Source organism: Brevundimonas sp. 2YAF1 (assembly GCF_052114745.1).
GTDB lineage: Bacteria > Pseudomonadota > Alphaproteobacteria > Caulobacterales > Caulobacteraceae > Brevundimonas.
Genome location: NZ_JBFRFI010000006.1, coordinates 57,897 through 73,269 on the forward strand (window position 1 = coordinate 57,897; position 15,373 = coordinate 73,269).

At 68.9% G+C, this 15,373-nt stretch carries 18 protein-coding genes; 1 reads left to right on the forward strand and 17 read right to left on the reverse strand.

From position 1 onward, the window contains the following. Positions 1–22: 22 nt before the first annotated feature. The 4 genes from lpxK to AB4Y68_RS09665 are packed head-to-tail and all read right to left on the reverse strand — an operon-like array spanning position 23 to position 4,887. Positions 23–1,060 (reverse strand): tetraacyldisaccharide 4'-kinase, encoded by a 1,038-nt coding sequence (gene lpxK / locus AB4Y68_RS09650; RefSeq protein WP_441455366.1) that lies wholly within the window; start codon positions 1,058–1,060, stop codon positions 23–25. Next, on the reverse strand, positions 1,057–2,358 hold the full coding sequence (locus AB4Y68_RS09655) for a 3-deoxy-D-manno-octulosonic acid transferase (RefSeq protein ID WP_441455367.1): 1,302 nt from the start codon (positions 2,356–2,358) through the stop codon (positions 1,057–1,059). Before AB4Y68_RS09655 ends, lpxK begins: the two co-directional genes overlap by 4 nt. A 1-nt stretch (position 2,359) precedes the next feature. Next, positions 2,360–3,046, reverse strand: coding sequence for a lysophospholipid acyltransferase family protein (locus AB4Y68_RS09660; RefSeq protein ID WP_441455368.1), 687 nt, complete (start codon positions 3,044–3,046; stop codon positions 2,360–2,362). Then, the gene (locus AB4Y68_RS09665) at positions 3,043–4,887 is read right to left on the reverse strand and encodes an ABC transporter ATP-binding protein (RefSeq protein WP_441455369.1); all 1,845 of its coding nucleotides are present in this window, start codon (positions 4,885–4,887) and stop codon (positions 3,043–3,045) included. Before AB4Y68_RS09665 ends, AB4Y68_RS09660 begins: the two co-directional genes overlap by 4 nt. Positions 4,888–4,978: 91 nt before the next feature. Between AB4Y68_RS09665 and AB4Y68_RS09670 the strand changes: the two genes are divergently transcribed. Beyond that, the gene (locus tag AB4Y68_RS09670; protein WP_441455614.1) at positions 4,979–5,644 is read left to right on the forward strand and encodes a fused DSP-PTPase phosphatase/NAD kinase-like protein; all 666 of its coding nucleotides are present in this window, start codon (positions 4,979–4,981) and stop codon (positions 5,642–5,644) included. A 3-nt stretch (positions 5,645–5,647) separates the two neighbouring features. Here the strand turns inward: AB4Y68_RS09670 and AB4Y68_RS09675 are convergent, their stop codons facing one another. The 13 genes from AB4Y68_RS09675 to AB4Y68_RS09735 form a co-directional block, all read right to left on the reverse strand. Then, entirely contained in the window at positions 5,648–5,854 is a 207-nt protein-coding gene (locus AB4Y68_RS09675) for a hypothetical protein (protein WP_441455370.1), read from the reverse strand. Next, entirely contained in the window at positions 5,851–6,039 is a 189-nt protein-coding gene (locus AB4Y68_RS09680; protein WP_441455371.1) for a hypothetical protein, read from the reverse strand. The genes AB4Y68_RS09675 and AB4Y68_RS09680 overlap by 4 nt, the downstream gene beginning before the upstream one ends. A gap of 98 nt (positions 6,040–6,137) precedes the next feature. Then, positions 6,138–6,389: a DUF4170 domain-containing protein gene (locus AB4Y68_RS09685; RefSeq protein WP_441455373.1), complete on the reverse strand. Its 252-nt coding sequence runs from the start codon at positions 6,387–6,389 to the stop codon at positions 6,138–6,140. An 11-nt stretch (positions 6,390–6,400) separates the two neighbouring features. Then, positions 6,401–7,210, reverse strand: coding sequence for a 3'(2'),5'-bisphosphate nucleotidase CysQ (locus AB4Y68_RS09690; RefSeq protein ID WP_441455375.1), 810 nt, complete (start codon positions 7,208–7,210; stop codon positions 6,401–6,403). Further along, on the reverse strand, positions 7,207–8,553 hold the full coding sequence (locus tag AB4Y68_RS09695) for a TldD/PmbA family protein (RefSeq protein ID WP_441455376.1): 1,347 nt from the start codon (positions 8,551–8,553) through the stop codon (positions 7,207–7,209). The genes AB4Y68_RS09690 and AB4Y68_RS09695 overlap by 4 nt, the downstream gene beginning before the upstream one ends. A gap of 43 nt (positions 8,554–8,596) precedes the next feature. Next, positions 8,597–8,992, reverse strand: coding sequence for an MAPEG family protein (locus AB4Y68_RS09700; protein WP_441455377.1), 396 nt, complete (start codon positions 8,990–8,992; stop codon positions 8,597–8,599). 2 nt (positions 8,993–8,994) lie between these two features. After that, positions 8,995–10,770 (reverse strand): M14 family metallopeptidase, encoded by a 1,776-nt coding sequence (locus AB4Y68_RS09705; RefSeq protein WP_441455378.1) that lies wholly within the window; start codon positions 10,768–10,770, stop codon positions 8,995–8,997. A 113-nt stretch (positions 10,771–10,883) separates the two neighbouring features. After that, on the reverse strand, positions 10,884–11,363 hold the full coding sequence (locus AB4Y68_RS09710; RefSeq protein ID WP_441455379.1) for a DUF1579 domain-containing protein: 480 nt from the start codon (positions 11,361–11,363) through the stop codon (positions 10,884–10,886). A gap of 253 nt (positions 11,364–11,616) precedes the next feature. Beyond that, entirely contained in the window at positions 11,617–11,958 is a 342-nt protein-coding gene (locus AB4Y68_RS09715) for a hypothetical protein (protein ID WP_441455380.1), read from the reverse strand. Positions 11,959–12,051: 93 nt separating this feature from the next. Beyond that, a complete protein-coding gene (locus tag AB4Y68_RS09720) occupies positions 12,052–13,581 on the reverse strand; it encodes a UbiD family decarboxylase (RefSeq protein WP_441455381.1) in 1,530 nt (509 codons plus the stop codon). 10 nt (positions 13,582–13,591) lie between these two features. Then, the gene (locus AB4Y68_RS09725) at positions 13,592–14,233 is read right to left on the reverse strand and encodes a Pr6Pr family membrane protein (protein WP_441455382.1); all 642 of its coding nucleotides are present in this window, start codon (positions 14,231–14,233) and stop codon (positions 13,592–13,594) included. Further along, entirely contained in the window at positions 14,233–14,481 is a 249-nt protein-coding gene (locus AB4Y68_RS09730) for a helix-turn-helix domain-containing protein (protein ID WP_441455383.1), read from the reverse strand. Before AB4Y68_RS09730 ends, AB4Y68_RS09725 begins: the two co-directional genes overlap by 1 nt. Positions 14,482–14,515: 34 nt before the next feature. Further along, positions 14,516–15,373 (reverse strand): aldo/keto reductase, encoded by an 858-nt coding sequence (locus AB4Y68_RS09735; RefSeq protein ID WP_441455384.1) that lies wholly within the window; start codon positions 15,371–15,373, stop codon positions 14,516–14,518.

The window sequence follows — 15,373 nt, forward strand, 5'->3', positions numbered from 1 at the left end:
GCGCGGCGCGACCCCTCATCCGTCAGCCTTCGGCTGGCACCTTCTCCCGCAAGGGGAGAAGGGCCTTGGTAAGGAAGCCGGCGAAAGCCGCTTCCTGCTCCAACCGCGCGACCACGGGCCAAGACACGATCCGCGTCCGCCATTCAAGCGGCAGACGCACCCAGTCCTTTTCGGTCGTCACCAGACCGGCGTCGAACAGGGCGGCCCGATCCGTAAGCAGGGCGAAGTCGCGCTCTGACAGGGCGGCGTGGTCCGGGAAGGGGACGAAGTCCTTCAGGTCGCAACCGGCGGCGATCAGCGACCGCTCGACCTTCCACGGCTTGGCGATGCCGGCGAAGCCGACCTGAGGTCCAGGCGGCGGCGCGGCGGCGGGCTCCAGCCGGGCGATGAAGACCGGCAGGTCGCCGAAGGTCGCGACCAGTTCAGGGTCGGCCTCGGCCAGGTCGGCGGGCAGCAGGATGATCACGGCGTCGGCGCGCGCCAGGCCGGCCTTTAGCGGCTCGCGCATCGGACCGGACGGGAAGACCGAGCCGTCGCCGAAGGGCCATTCCTCGTCGCGCGTCTCGCCGTCGACGACGATCAGGCTGAGGGTCTTTTGCAGCGTCGGGTTCTGATGGGCGTCGTCCAGCACCAGGGCCTCGGCCCCGGCGGCGACGGCGGCCTTGGCTCCGGCGACGCGGTCGCGAGCGATCCAGGCGGGGGCGTCGGCAGCCAGCATCAGCGGCTCGTCGCCCACGTCGGCGGCAGTGTGGAGGTTCAGATCAACCTGAACCGGCCCTTCCAGCGCGCCGCCGTAGCCCCGCGACAGGGCGGCGGCGTTGACGCCTTGCGCGTGCAGCAGACGCAGGACCTCGCGCGCGATCGGGGTCTTGCCAGACCCGCCGACCGTCAGATTGCCGATGGAGATGACAGGCGCGCCGGGATCCAGGGGCGCGGCGCGGGCGATGCGGCGGGCGGTGACGCCGGCCCAGATCCACGAAGCGGGCTTGAGCAGCATCCGCGCCACCGGCGCATGGCGGCGGTCGCGGCTGTACCACCAGCGGGGCGTGTTCAGCTTCATCGGCGGCCTCGCGAGGGGGCGGCGGGCAGATGCGCCTGCAAGGCCAGCCACAGCCGATCCAGCCCGGCGGCGGCGTCGGCGGCGGCGCGGCGGGCGCGCTCGCCCATGTCGCGCGCGGCGTCGGGATCGGCCAGCAGAGGGGCGACGACGCCGGGCAGCTCGGCGGGCGACAGGACGGAAACCAGACCGCCGGCCTGCTTCAGCATCCGCGTCACGGCGTTCCAGTTGCTGGCGTCGGGGCCGGTGACGACCGGCTTGGCCAGGCGCGCGGGCTCCAGCGGATTGTGCCCGCCGACGGCCCCGCCGCCCAGCGCGGGCGCGAACGATCCGCCCATGACCACGACGTCGGCCAGTCGCAGGAACAGGCCCAGTTCGCCGAGGGTGTCGGCCAGATAGATGTCGGTCTGATCCGTGATCGGCTGGCGTTGGCTGCGCCGGGCAAAGCTGTAGCCATCTTGGCTCAGGGACCGCGCGATCTCGTCGGCGCGGTCGGGGTGGCGCGGCACGACGATCAGGAACAGGCGGTCCGCCAGATGGTCCAGCGCCCCGACGATGGCCATTTCCTCGTGCTCGTGGGTGCTGGCGGCGACGACGACGGGGCGGTCGTCGATCAGGGCCGACAGGCGCGAGAACTCGGCCTTGTCGTAGGGCAGGGGCTCGCCAGACAGTTTCAAATTGACCTGACCGTCGACGCGGGCGCCCAGGGCCGTCAGCCGGTCGGCGCTGGCCTGATCCTGAGGCCAGACGTGGGCGAAGGTGGCCGTCAGGGCGCGGGCCATGCCGGGGGCTTTCTTCCAGCCCTCGGCGGTCTTGTCGGTGATGCGGGCGCTGACCAGGGCCAGGGGCACGCCGCGCTTCTTCGCCGCCGTCAGCAGGTTGGGCCACAGCTCGCTCTCGACGAAGACGCCGACGCTCGGTCGCCAATGATCAAGGAAGGCGGCCACGGCGGCGGGGCCGTCCACCGGGGCGAACTGGTGGATGACGCCGGGCGGCAGGCGATGGGCCAGGATCTGCGCCGAGGTCAGGGTGCCGGTGGTGACCAGAACCGTCACGTCGGGCCGGTCCTTCCTGATGCGCTCGGCCAGCGGAAGGATGGACAGGGCCTCGCCGACGCTGACCCCGTGGATCCAGATCAGCGGCCCGGCCGGACGCGCCGCGCCAGCCAACCCCAGCCGCTCGTCGACCCGCCGCGGGTCTTCCTTGCCCTGCTTGACCCGGGCGTCGAGCAGGCGCGGGGCCAGCGGCTCGATCAGCCGAGTCAGCAGGCGATAGGCGATCAGGGCGGGACTGAAGATCACGTCAAGCGTGCCCCAAGCCGGTCAGGGCGTCGGCGCGGGCCTCGACCGCGTTCAGCCGGGCGGTCCAGTCGGCGGCGACCTCGGACAGATCGGCGCCCTCGGGATAAAGGGCGGCGTCCCAGACGATAGCGCCCCTGCCGAAGGGCAGGGGCAGGATGGCGCTGTCCCAGCTGTTCAGGCGGATCGCCGGGCTGCAGGACAGGCCGATGAAGAGGGTCGGCGCGCCCGACAGCTTGGCCAGCAGCGGCAGGCCCTCGGCCATCTGACGCGCCGGACCGCGCGGGCCGTCCGGGGTGATGGCCAGGGCGCCGACCTTTAACTGCCTCAGGCCGTCGCGCAGGGCCTGGGTCCCGCCCTTGGACTGGGCCGCCTTGTCCTTGTTGGCCGAGGAGCCGCGCACGGCGGGAAAACCCTGACGCGCCACGGCCTTGGCGATGAACTCGCCATCGGCGCTCAATGAGATCAGCGCCTTGGCCGACTGCGCCCGGCCCAGCGGCCAGCAGGCGGGCGACAGGCCGATGCGCGAATGCCAGAAGGCGCACAGCACGCCGCCGCCCTTGTCCCAGACGGCCTCGGCGAGGGCCTCGTTCTCATGCGTCCAGCGGATGGTGGCGAAGCAGAAGCGCATCCATTGCGCCAGGGTCCACGCCAGAATCGTCTGGACGACCGGATTGCGCAACGGCCTCATGCGACGGTTTCGACCGTGACGGGGGGCGAGCCGTCCAGCGACTGCTGCTTGGCCAGGCGGGCGTAGAGGCCGCCCTTCCTGACCAGGGCGGCGTGGGAGCCCTGTTCGACGACGCGGCCGGCGTCGATCACATAGATGCGGTCGGCGTTCTGAACCGTCGACAGGCGGTGGGCGATCATCAGGGTGGCGCGGCCGTGCATCAGACGCTCCAGCGCCGCCTGAACCAGGGCCTCGCTCTCGGTGTCCAGCGCCGAGGTGGCCTCGTCCAGCAGCAGGATGGGGGCGTCCTTCAGGAAGGCGCGGGCGATGGCGATGCGCTGGCGCTGGCCGCCCGACAGGCGCATCCCGGCCTCGCCGACGCGGGTGGCGTAGCCCTCGGGCAGGGCGGTGATGAAGTCGTGGGCCGCGGCGAATCGGGCGGCCTCGACGATCTGTTCGGCCGACGCGCCCTTGCGGCCATAGGCGATGTTGGCGGCGACGGTGTCGTCGAACAGGAAGGGCTCCTGCGTCACCAGGGCGATGCGTTCGCGCAGGGAATGCAGCTGCAGCTCGCGAATGTCGCGGCCGTTCACCTTCACGGCGCCCGAGGTCACGTCATAGAAGCGCGGCAGCAGCGACAGGATGGTCGACTTGCCGCCGCCGGAGGGCCCCACCAGGGCGACGGTTTCCCCGGGCTTCACGGAAATGGACACGCCCGACAGCGTCGACGCGCCGTCTTCTTCGCCGGCTTTGTAGGCGAAGGAGACGTTCTCCAGGGCCACGGTCGCCGGACCGGGCGCCAGAGTCTCGGCGTCGTCGGCCTCGCGAATCTCGGGCTGGATGTCCAGGGCGGCGAACAGGCGGCGCGCGGCGGTCAGGCCCTCGCTCATCACCGTCTGCAGGTTGGTGACCTGACGCAGTGACTGGCCGGCCAGAAGCAGCAGGCCGATGAAGGCGGCGAACTGGCCCACGCTCATGGCGCCGTCCTGGGCGCGCCAGCCGGCGTAGGCCATGACAGCGGCGACCACGATCATGGCCACCATGTCGCTGGCCGGACCGGCGAAGGCGCGGGCGTTGGCGCCCTTGATGACGTGGCGCTGACGGCGCACCACCACGGCGGCGATATTGGCTTCCTCGGCGGCTTCGCGGTTCTCGATCTTGATCAGACGGACGCCGTCGAGGTTCTCCATCAGGGCGGTCGACAGGTTCTCGGTCTCGGCCATGGCGCCGCGCGCCGCCTTGCGCGTCTTCTTGCCGAAGCGGCGGATGATCAGGCTGACGGCGGGCACGCCCAGCAGAACGATGGTCGTCAGGCGCCAGTCGATGAAGCCCATCGACACCAGCACGGCGACCAGCGTCAGGCCGTGCTGGGTGTAGTTGACCACGCCCGAGGTGAAGGCCTCGCGCACCAGATTGGCGTCGAACAGGACCGACGAGACGAAGGCGCCCGAGTGCTGGCTGCGCAGCCGGGCCAGATCGGCGCGGATCATGGCGGCGAACAGGCGCACCTGGATGTCGCCGACGATGCCGTGGCCCAGCCGGTTGACCAGGGCCGCCTGGGCCAGGGCCGCCAGGTTGCGGATCAGGGCCACCGCCACGATGGCCAGGGGAATGAGGATGACCGCGTGCGCGGTCGGCACGTCGAAGACGCCCCACAGCCGGATCGGCATGTCCTGGCGCACGAACAGGCCGTTGATCGCCGGCTCCAGCAGCTTCAGCAGCGCCGCCGACAGTCCGCCCGCGATCGCGGCGCACAGCATGGAGGTGAACAGGGCGGTCTTGTGATGGGCGAGATAGTCGCGCCAAATCCGGCCCAGCAGGGGGCGCAGACGTTCTGCCGGTTCGGGGGCGGTCGTGGTCATCGGTTCTCGGTCGAACGGGTTGGGCGCCAAGTCAAGCCGTGCGGCGAAGCCTGCAGGTGACGCGGTGCGGTTTCATCGCTATCTGCGGCTTATGGAGCGCTATGATCTGACCAACCCGATGGGCCGATTCAAGGCGCATTGGTCTTATTTCTGGAAGGATCACGCCTTCCTGCGCACGGCCTTCACCAACGCCCACTGGCTGGGACCTGATCTGGTGCGCACTAACCAGCCGTCGCCGGGACAGCTGGCCTATTGGCGGCGGCGCGGTATCAAGACGGTCATCAATCTGCGCGGCCAACGCGACGAGGCCTATTACTGGCTGGAGAAGGCCGCCTGCGAACGTCTGGGCCTGACCCTGATCGACGCCCCGCTGGATTCCCGCGATGCGCCCGGCCGCGACCGCATCCACCGGGCGCGCGAGCTGTTCGGCGCCATCGAGTATCCGGCCCTGATCCACTGCAAGTCGGGCGCGGACCGGGCGGGGATGATGGCGGTCCTGTATCGCCACTTCCATCTGGGTGAACCCATCTCGGCGGCCATGTCGGAACTGGGCAAGCGCACCCTGCACAGCCGCGAAGGACTGACGGGGGTGCTGGACTATGTGCTGGAGAAATACGTCAACGAGGTCGAGCCGACCGGCGTCAGCTTCGAGGACTGGATCGACAGCGACGCCTATGATCCCAAGGCCATCCGCGCCGAGTTCAAGGCCGGCTGGTGGGGCAGGCTGGTGGTCGACCGCCTGCTGAAGCGGGAATAGGCGTCAGCCCCAGGGACCGCGCTTGGGACCCTTGCCATGAAGGGCGGCCTCGGCGTCATGGCGGGCCTTGCGGTCGGCCTCCCAATGACGGAACCAGCGCGCATAGCCGCGCTCGCGGCCGAGGACGACCAGCCAGAGCGCCAGCACCAACAGCAGCGACGCCAGGGCCATGATTTGCTGGCCGTCCAAATCGTAGCCGAACAGGGTCACGGTCGCGCCTCCGGTTCGTGAGGATGGTGATGGTGGGGCGGTTCGGCCGGGGTGATCGGGTCGTTCCAGGCGGTGTCCTGGTCTTCGCCCGGACGCGGCCTGTGAGGCGGCTGACGTCGCACCACCCAGATGATCGCGACCACGGCCACGATCACCAGAAGCAGGACGATCAGGGTGGGGATCATGGCGGTCGGGTCCTCTCAGAAACGCCAAAGGCGGCTGACGAGAAAGCGCGCCAGCCGCCTGTGCGGTTCCGAACGTCGCCGTGAGGCGCGCGTGAAAATCAGGCGTCGCTGCGCGGGTCGATCAGCTTGTGCGCGTGCAGGATGAAGTAGCGCATGTGGGCGTTGTCGACAGTGGCCTGGGCGCGGGCCTTCCAGGCCTGCTTGGCTTCGTCATAGCTGCCGTAGGCGCCGACGAACTCGACCTGGGCCAGGTCGCGGAAGACCGGCTCGGACGGGTGGCGCATTTCGCCGCCGATGACGAGGTGAAGCAGTTGGGGGTCGTGGGCGTCGGCCATGGATGGGGCTTCCATTGCAGGGAGGGTCAGATCGCCAGCGGGATAGGCGCTGTACGGCGCACGATCAACGGGTGAAGGGCCGGCGCGGCGCAGATCAGGCTGGTTTGTCGCGGATCAGGGCGGTTAAATCGCCACGGACGGCCCATGTGGTCGCTGACCTTGGCCCCGGCCTCCTCGGCGATCAGGGCGCCGGCGCAGACGTCCCAGTCCCATTTGGGGCTGATGGCGATCGCCGCGTCAAAAGCGCCGGCGGCGACCAGGGCCATCCGGTAAGCCAGGGCGTTGCGCTTGGTGAAGCGCATTTCCGGCCAGGGTTCGGCCCATTCTCTAGCCTCCATCAGCCGGGCGTCGGCTAGAAGCTCGGCGTCCTCCAGCGTGTCGGTGTCCGAGGCGCTGATAGGCCGGTTCTGCAACCGGGCGCCGCCGCCGAGCGTGGCCTCGAACATCTCGCCCAGCATGGGGGCATGGATGACGGCGGCGACGGGGCGACCGTCCTCGACGACGGCGATGGGCACGCACCACCACGGCTTGTTCTTCATATAGGCGACCGTGCCGTCGATCGGATCGACGACGAAGATACGCTTTTTCGTCAGGCGGTCGGCGTTATCCGCCGTCTCCTCGGACAGCCAGCCGTAGTCGGGGCGGGCGGTCAGAAGCGTGTCGCGCAACAACTGGTCCACCGCCAGATCGGCGCTGGTGACAGGCGAGCCGCCCTCCTTGGACCACACCTTCAGCCCCGCCTCGCGATGCTCGAGCGCCAGCCGGCCAGCGGCCAGCGCCGCATCGCGGATCAGCTCGAGGTCGGCAGCCCAAGGTGCTGAAGAAGCGTCGGTCATTTTCCGGCGATAGCGACCGCGTCGAACATCAGGGACGGGCTGTTGAAGGAACCGCGGAACTCCAGATCCGATCCGCGCACCAGTCGGGCGTAGAGGTCGATCAGATTGCCCGCCACGGTCACTTCGCTGACCGGATAGGCGAGCTGGCCGCCCTCGAACCAGAAGCCGGACACCCCCGCCGACCAGTCGCCGTTATTGCCGTTCAGCGACGGGCCGAACATGGAGGTGATCAGCAGGCCCGAACCGGCGTCGGCCATCAGGCCGTCGCGGTCGCGCTGACCCGGCCCCAGATGCAGGTTATGGGTCGAGACGCCCGAGGGGCCGGCCAGACCGCGCGAGGCGTGGCCGGTCGAGGCCAGACCCAGCTGGGCGGCGGCGGCCGTGTTCAGCAGCCAGGTGGTGATGACGCCGCCCTCGACGATATTGCGGCGTTCGACCGCCACGCCCTCGTCGTCGAAGGGGGTGGAGCCCAGGCCGCGCAAGCGGAAGGGATCGTCGATCAGGTTGACGCCTTCGGGCAGGACGCGCTGGCCCAGCTTGTCCTTCAGGAAGGAACTGCCGCGCGCGATGGCCGGGCCGGAAATGGCGCCCAGCAGCGGCGACAGGACCTGGGTGGCGATGCGGTTCTCGAAAATGACCGGGGCGGTGGTCGAGGCGATCTTGCGCGGGCCGACGCGGGCCACGGCCCGTTCGCCGGCCTTCAGGCCGATCTCGGCGGCGCCCGGCAGGTCGGACAGGTGGCGCGTCGCCCGGCTTTCGCCGCCGCGCTCCATCGCCCCGTCCTTCTCGGCGATGACGCCGACGCCCAGCGAGAAGGCGCTACCCTTGTGACGACCGTCGAAGCCGTGAGACGTGACCAGACGCCATTCGCTGGCCGACCAGGAGGCGTGACCGCCCTCGGAGCGGGCGACGCCCTCGACGCCCAGGGCGGCGGCCTCGGCCTCGGCGGCGGCGGCTTCCAGCGCCTCGGCGGTGCGTTCCGACGGATCGAACAGGTCGAGGTCGGCGTGCGGCCCCTGCGCCAGCCGGTCCTGCGGGGCCAGGCCCGCATAGGGGTCTTCGGGGGCCAGCTTCGCCATCGCCACGGCCCGGTCGACCAGGCGAGCGCGGGTGGCGTCGGACAGATCGGAGGCGGAAACCGTGGCCTGACGACGGCCGACGAAGACGCGCAGGCCCAGGTCGCGGGCCTCTTCGCGCTCGACCTCTTCCAGCTCGGCGTTGCGCACGCCGACGGACAGGGAGGCGCGGTGGGCCGAGACGGCTTCGGCGGCGTCGGCGCCGGCCTTCAGCGCGGCGGCGATCAGATCGTGGAGGATGTCGGGGGAGGGCGTCTGTTGGGACATGCCCCGATATGGCGGACCCGCCCCCGCATCGCAACCAGAAGGCTTAGATCACCGACCAGGCGATCAGGCTGACGGCGGCGATCAGCAGGGCCAGCCAGGTCAGGACCATGCCCGTGACCCGGCCCAGCGACGGTCCCTTCTGGAACAGCAGGCCGAGGCCGTGGATGACCCGGCCCAGGAACAGCACGCCGCCGACGCCGTGGATCAGCAGGGGCGGGGCGCCGACGAAGGCCAGCAGGATCAGGCCGCAGATGCCCGCGGGCACATATTCGGCGGCGTTGCCGAAGGCGCGGACGGCGGGGGTCATCTCGGGATTACCGCCGTCGCCGAACTCGATCATGAACCGACGGCGGCGGCCGACCACGACGCTGGACAGGACCAGCAGGGTCAGGATCAGCAATCCGCCCCACAGGGCGGCGGCCTGGATCGAAGGGACCATGCTCAGTTCTCCCGCCCGACCGGATACAGCCGGTAGCGCTGATCGTAGAAGGGGGTGCGTTCATAGAACCAGGCCAGACGCGCGTCCCCGTCGGCGGCGAAGGCGGGCTCGGCCGCCAGCTTGGCCTCGAACTCGGCCTTCAGCGCCGGATCGGCGGCTAGCATCTTCTCGGCCAGCGGGGCGATGGCGTAGGCCTCGATGTATTCGACGCGGCTCAGCACCTCGGGGAACATGCCCCAGGCGAAGAAGCTCTCGTTCGACTGCGGCTCCAGCAGCAGGATGGCGAGGTCGCCCATCGGTTGATCGGTCGGCACGCGCACCGAGCCGACGGGGAAGGTCCAGTCCTTGGCCTCGGCGCGGACCTCGCTGACCGTGATCGGCACATGGCCCTCGTTGGTGCGGGCCGAGACCTTGGGATCGACCAGGCGCAGCATGTCGACGGCGACGGTGCGCGGCGCGGCCAGCGTCTCCATCTGCACGCCGTGGGTCTTCAGCCGCTCAATGATGTCGGCGCGATAGGACGGCACCCAGTAGGCGGTCGGACGCTTCAGCGTCAGGGTCGGGTGCGAGCCAAAGAAGGGCACCTGCCACAGCACCGGGTCCGGCTGACCCAGCCAGCGCAGTTCGGGACGACCCGAGGCGGCGCTGTCGTAGGTGTCGTAGAGGATGCCCTTGAACGGGCGGATCCGCGTCGGCTGATCGTCGCCGTCGAAATTGGCGGGCAGTTCGGCGGGACGCAGGGCGCGGTCGGCGCTGATGGCGGCGCGCAGGGTCTGCGACTTGTCGGCCAGCAGCTTTAACGCCGATTCCAGGAAGATATAGGTGCCCAGAACCCGCTGCTCGTGCGGTTTCAGGCTGTGGTTCTCGATCAGGATGGTCGGGACGTGGGCCGCCGAGCCCCAGCCGTTGGAATAGCGCTCGCCCAGACCGCCGTCGTTCATGCCCTTCTTCGGATCGCGGTCGTCGATGGCGAAGACCAGTTCGCCGGGGATGTGCCCTTGCGCCTCTAGCGCGGCGTCCATGTCGGGCTTGAAGGCGTCGTCCAGCCATTGGGCGATGGCCGGGCTGCGGCTCCAGATGCCGTCCTCGCCGTTGTAGCCATAGGTGACGTCGTATTGATAATCGATGCCGTCGGTGACGTGGATGTCGAGGTAAAGGTCTGGATTGTACTTGTGGATCAGGCCCATGACGGCCTGCATCTCGGTCTGGTCCAGCTTCATGAAGTCGCGGTTCAGGTTCTGGTTGGTCGCCGTGTGACGCCAGCCCTGATTGCGCGGTCCGCGCTGGTTGGGGCGGGAATAGGGGCTGGTCCGCTCGTGCCCGTCCACGCTGAGGATGGGGATCAGGATCAGGTTGGCGCGGTCCAGCAGGCCGTCCTTGCCGTAGAAGGCCATGTCGCGCAGCAGCATCATGCCCGCGTCCTTACCGTCGATCTCGCCGGGGTGGATGCCGGCCTGGGCCAGCAGGACGGGCTTCTTCGGGTCGAGCGTGGCGCCGTCCTTGGACGCGATGACGGCGTAGATCGGCCGCCCCTCCGGCGAGACGCCGAACTGTTCGATACGGATCAGGTCCGAGGCCGCGTCCAGCCGGTCGAACCAGGCGCGGGTGTCGGCGTAGGTCGGGCTGAAATCACGGGCGGCGTCCGCCTCGAAAGCCGAGACCCACGGATCCGACGCGTCGCGCAGCAGGGCGCGGCTGGCGCCGTTCCAGGCAGGCGCGGGCGGCAGGAAGGCCTGGTCCCACGGGGCGGCGTTGGGCACGGAAGGGGACTGGGACATGGCGGGACTCGCGAGCACGGCGGTTAGGACGGCCGGCAGGATAAGGCGGCGCATACTGGCGCTCCGGTGGACGACCAGCGGACCTTAACCGCATTCGCCCCAGGCGCCAGCCGTCAGGCGCTGGTGAAGTCCATGATCCAGTTCACTTCCCAGGTCGCACCGTCGTCATAGGAGAAGGACTGGGTCCAGCGCGGGTGGGCCGTGTCGGTGCGGCTCCATTCGTAGCGGGCGATGATGGGGCGTCCGCCATCGACGTCCGGCCCCTCGAACCGGCCCAGGCCGTCGCGGAAGCGGCCGCGCACCGGGGGCTGCATCCGCCCGTCGGCGTCGCTGATCCAATAGATGGACCATTCGCCGGTCGCCCGGTCGAGTGTGCGCACGGCCATGCCCATCCAGCCGCGCGCCGCGCAGACTTGCTCCTCGACATTGGCCACGCCGCCCAGCTGGGGCCGGCATTGTGAGGTGCTTTCGAAGGAGTCCCAGTCGTCGCAGCCGACGCCGCGCGCCACCAGACGGCGGTGCTCCACGGTCCAATGGCCGAACTGAAAGTCGAAGTCGGCGGTGCGGGGCGCGTCGGCGGTTTGGACGGTCATGGCGGGTCTCCTCCTCACGATGGCTAAGGGCAGGCTGGGTCGGCCTCGAAAGCCGTGACCCACGGATCCGACGCGTCGCGCAGCAGGCTCCGTTCCAGGCGGGCGCGGGCGACAGGAAGGCCTGGCCCTACGGCGCGGCGTTGGGGCCTCTGACATGGCGGGACTCGACGCGAGCGCCGCGACGACGGCGAGGAACAGGCTGATGCGCATGGCGCCTGTTTTCCGCCGTCGCGGGCGCGCTGATCAAGTCCGATCAGCCGTTCCGTTTGGCGTGAAGACGGTCGATGGTGGTCTGGGCCTCTTGTCGGCGGGCCGTGTGCCTTTGCCATTCGGCCCGCTGGGCCTCCGTCAGGCCCCCGGCGGTTTCATTGGCGGCTTCGAGGTCGGCGATCTTGCCGTCCAGATCCTGCACTTCGTCCTCGGCCGCGGCCAGACGGTCCTGTTCCGCCTCCGAAAGGCGCGGACGCGGGCGGGGAGGCGCGCGACGGGCCATGCCCCCGGATCCCACGCGAACCTGAGCGTCAGCGATGGTGGGGCTATACAGGGCGGGCGTCGCCACAACGAGGGCGAGGGTCAGAATGAAGGCGGGCTTCATGGAGCACTCCGATTGATACTTCGAAACGCTATGACGAGATTACGGCTTCGTCATCTGAAATCTCATTTGAGACACATTTGGCCTTCTTGGACCCTATTTCCAGATCGGGGTTCCGTCGCCCGGCAATCCGAGGCGGTCCCAGAGGTCGTTGACTCGTTCGACCACGGCGTCGTCCATGCGGATTTCCTCGCCCCACTCGCGCTTGGTCTCCGGCTCCCACTTGTCGGTGGCGTCCAGACCAATCTTGGACCCCAGGCCGCTTTCGGGCGAGGCGAAGTCCAGATAGTCGATCGGGGTGTTCTCGATGACGGTGATGTCGCGGGCCGGGTCCATCTTGGTCGAGATGGCCCACATCACGTCCTTCCAGTCGCGGGCGTTGATGTCGTGGTCCACGACGATGATCCACTTGGTGTACATGAACTGCCGCAGATAGCTCCAGCAGCCCATCATCACCCGCTTGGCGTGGCCGGGGTAGGCCTTCTTCATCGACACCACGGCGATGCGATAGCTGCACCCTTCGGGGGGCAGCCAGAAGTCGACGATCTCGGGGAACTGCTGGCGGATCAGGGGGATAAAGACCTCGTTCAACGCCTCGCCCAGCACGGACGGCTCGTCCGGCGGACGGCCGGTGAAGGTGGTCAGATAGATGGGGTCCTTGCGCATGGTGATGGCGCTGACCTGGAAGACCGGGAACTTCTCGACCGAGTTGTAGTAGCCGGTGTGGTCGCCGTAGGGGCCTTCGTCCTCGAACTCGTCCAGCAGGACGTGGCCTTCCAGCACGATCTCGGCCTGGGCCGGCACCATCAGCGGCACGGTCTTGCACGGGACCAACTCGGCCTTTGAGCCGCGCATCAGGCCGGCGAACTGATACTCCGACAGGGTCTCCGGCACCGGGGTCACGGCGGCCAGGATGGTGCCGGGGTCGGCGCCGAGCACGACGGCGCAGGGCAGGGGTTCGCGCTTGCCCGCCTTCTTGTGCCGGGCGTAGTGCTGGGCGCCGCCGCGATGGGCCAGCCAGCGCATGATGGCCTTGTCCTTGCCCAGGACCTGCATCCGATAGATGCCCAGGTTGAAGTCGTCCTCGCGGTCGTCCGACGGCCCCTTGGTCACGACCAGACCCCAGGTGATCAGAGGCGCCGGCTCGCCGGGCCAGCAGCCCTGGATCGGCAGGCTGTTCAGGTCGATCTGGTCGCCCTTTAGCACCACCTCTTGAACCGGAGCCTTCTTCACGACCTTGGGCCGCATGGCCATGACCGTCTTGGCCAGGGGCAGCATCTCCATGGCGTCGCCGAAGCCGCGGGGCGGCGTCGGGTTGCGCAGGAAGGCCAGCAGTTCGCCGACTTCGCGCAACTCGCCCGCCGTGGTGCGGGTCTTGCCTTCCAGCGTCACGCCCATGGCGACGCGCTTCACCGTGCCGAACAGGTTGGCCAGGCAGGGAATGGGGCTGATCGAGCCGTTCGGCATGACCGGCTTCTCGAACAGGACCGCAGGGCCGCCGTTCCGCAGCAGCCGGGTCTGGATCTCGGTCATCTCCAGCGTGGTGGAGACGGGTTCGGAGACGCGAACCAGTTCGCCGTCGGCTTCGAGGACAGCGATGAAATCGCGCAGGGACTTGTAGGCCATGTGCTGACGCTTAAGCGGACGCGGGCCGTCTGTCACGCCGTCCGAAGGTGCGGTCGATCGCCACGACGATCAGGCCGACGATCAGGAAGAAGATCAGCAGGCCCGCGAAATAGACCATGGCCTTGCCCAGCCCCAGCTTGTCCACGTTCACGAACCAGTAGGGCCACCAGCCGCTCAATGCGCCGTGCAGCAAGGTCCAGGCCCCATAGGCCAGCACCGGGACCAGCCATTTTACCGGGTCGATCCAGCGCAGCCGCCCCTTGGGGGTGAACAGCAGCCAGTCCAGCGCGAAGCCGGCGGGCATGACATAGTGCAGCAGATCGTTGGCGACCAGCGACCAGACCTGAGGCTTCCCGGTGGCGGCCAGCAGGAAGTGATAGGTCAGGCCGACCACGACGATATACATGGCCAAGGCCGCTCGCACGCCCTCGCTGGCGGACCAGCGCCCCAGCCGGCTGCTCGGCGCCAGGACCGGCGCGGTCAGGGCCAAGGCGACCAGAATATTGCTCAGGATGGTGAAATAGCTGAAGAAATGCAGCGTCAGCACGCCCGGGGCCTGATCAGGATTGCCCGTTATGGTCACGCCATACTGCAGAGCCACGGCGAACCAGCCTATGCAAGCGAAGACGGCGCGATAGAGACGGGCGGCCATCAGCAGGCCGGAACGTCCGACCTCAGAGCCCAGACCGGCAGGCGCAGGGCGCGGATCGCGGCGTCGATCTGGGCGGTGTTCAGATGTTCGCGACCCGCCTCGACACGGCGCAGGCCCTCGGGTGTCAGGTTCAGGGCGACGGCGAGATCGGACGAGGCGACGCCTCGCTGATCGCGCCATCGCCGGATGCGGGCGCCGATGACGGCGTCGATCGGGTCAACGCCCGGAAACCCCAGAACCGAACCCATCGTCGCCTCCCGACGCCCCGATCAGGCGTTGCTGTCAGACGGCATCCTGATCCCATTGGAAGGCAGCGTCCAGCCAGTCGCCGAGGCGGCCGTCGGGACGGGCCAGGGCATGGATAAGCGCCATCTCTTCGGCCGACAGTTCGAAGTCGAAGATGTCGAAATTCTCGGCTGCGCGAGTTTCCTTGGCGGTGCGCGGAATGGCGGCCACGCCCTGCTGGATGATCCAGCGCAGGGTGACCTGGCCGTTGGTCTTGCCGTGGGCACTGGCGATTTCGCCGATCACCGGGTCGTCGGCGATCTTGCCCTGGGCCAGCGGCGACCAGGCGGTGATGGACGAGCCCAGTTCGCGCGCCGTCTCGATCAGCGTCTTCTGCGACAGATAGGGGTGATACTCGACCTGGTTGGTCACCAGCGGCGCCTTGGACAGGCCGGCCGCCTGACGGAACAACGCCGACGGGAAGTTGGACAGGCCGATGTGGCGGGTGAAGCCCTGTTCCTGCGCCTCGTTCAGGGCGCCGATGGTTTCCTCGAAGGACGGCGTCGGCTTGGGCCAGTGCAGCAGCAGCAGGTCGGGCGTCAGCCCCAGGCTGGCGGCCGATTCCTCGGCCTGACGCAGCAGGGCGTCGGCTTGGAAATGCTCGACCCAGATCTTGGTGGTGACGAAGACGTCCTCGCGCGCCACGATCCCTTCGGCCACGGCGTCGGCGATGCCGTCGCCCACGGCCTTCTCGTTCTTGTAGATCCAGGCCGTGTCGATGTGGCGATAGCCGATGCGCAGGGCCTCGCGCACCATGCGCCGCGCGTCCTCGCCTTCCAACTGCCAGGTGCCGAAGCCGAGCAGCGGAATCTCCACGCCCGAGGCGGTGACGGTCGGTTGGTTCGAATAGGACAT

Bases quoted from the DNA above. Each gene is read 5' to 3' on its own strand.
- lpxK (WP_441455366.1), bottom strand. From the start codon at position 1,060: ATGAAGCTGAACACGCCCCGCTGGTGGTACAGCCGCGACCGCCGCCAT.
- AB4Y68_RS09660 (WP_441455368.1), bottom strand. From the start codon at position 3,046: ATGAGGCCGTTGCGCAATCCGGTCGTCCAGACGATTCTGGCGTGGACC.
- AB4Y68_RS09665 (WP_441455369.1), bottom strand. From the start codon at position 4,887: ATGACCACGACCGCCCCCGAACCGGCAGAACGTCTGCGCCCCCTGCTG.
- AB4Y68_RS09670 (WP_441455614.1), top strand. From the start codon at position 4,979: ATGGAGCGCTATGATCTGACCAACCCGATGGGCCGATTCAAGGCGCAT.
- AB4Y68_RS09680 (WP_441455371.1), bottom strand. From the start codon at position 6,039: ATGATCCCCACCCTGATCGTCCTGCTTCTGGTGATCGTGGCCGTGGTC.
- AB4Y68_RS09685 (WP_441455373.1), bottom strand. From the start codon at position 6,389: ATGGAAGCCCCATCCATGGCCGACGCCCACGACCCCCAACTGCTTCAC.
- AB4Y68_RS09690 (WP_441455375.1), bottom strand. From the start codon at position 7,210: ATGACCGACGCTTCTTCAGCACCTTGGGCTGCCGACCTCGAGCTGATC.
- AB4Y68_RS09695 (WP_441455376.1), bottom strand. From the start codon at position 8,553: ATGTCCCAACAGACGCCCTCCCCCGACATCCTCCACGATCTGATCGCC.
- AB4Y68_RS09700 (WP_441455377.1), bottom strand. From the start codon at position 8,992: ATGGTCCCTTCGATCCAGGCCGCCGCCCTGTGGGGCGGATTGCTGATC.
- AB4Y68_RS09705 (WP_441455378.1), bottom strand. From the start codon at position 10,770: ATGTCCCAGTCCCCTTCCGTGCCCAACGCCGCCCCGTGGGACCAGGCC.
- AB4Y68_RS09710 (WP_441455379.1), bottom strand. From the start codon at position 11,363: ATGACCGTCCAAACCGCCGACGCGCCCCGCACCGCCGACTTCGACTTT.
- AB4Y68_RS09715 (WP_441455380.1), bottom strand. From the start codon at position 11,958: ATGAAGCCCGCCTTCATTCTGACCCTCGCCCTCGTTGTGGCGACGCCC.
- AB4Y68_RS09720 (WP_441455381.1), bottom strand. From the start codon at position 13,581: ATGGCCTACAAGTCCCTGCGCGATTTCATCGCTGTCCTCGAAGCCGAC.
- AB4Y68_RS09725 (WP_441455382.1), bottom strand. From the start codon at position 14,233: ATGGCCGCCCGTCTCTATCGCGCCGTCTTCGCTTGCATAGGCTGGTTC.
- AB4Y68_RS09730 (WP_441455383.1), bottom strand. From the start codon at position 14,481: ATGGGTTCGGTTCTGGGGTTTCCGGGCGTTGACCCGATCGACGCCGTC.
- AB4Y68_RS09735 (WP_441455384.1), bottom strand. From the start codon at position 15,373: ATGTCCTATTCGAACCAACCGACCGTCACCGCCTCGGGCGTGGAGATT.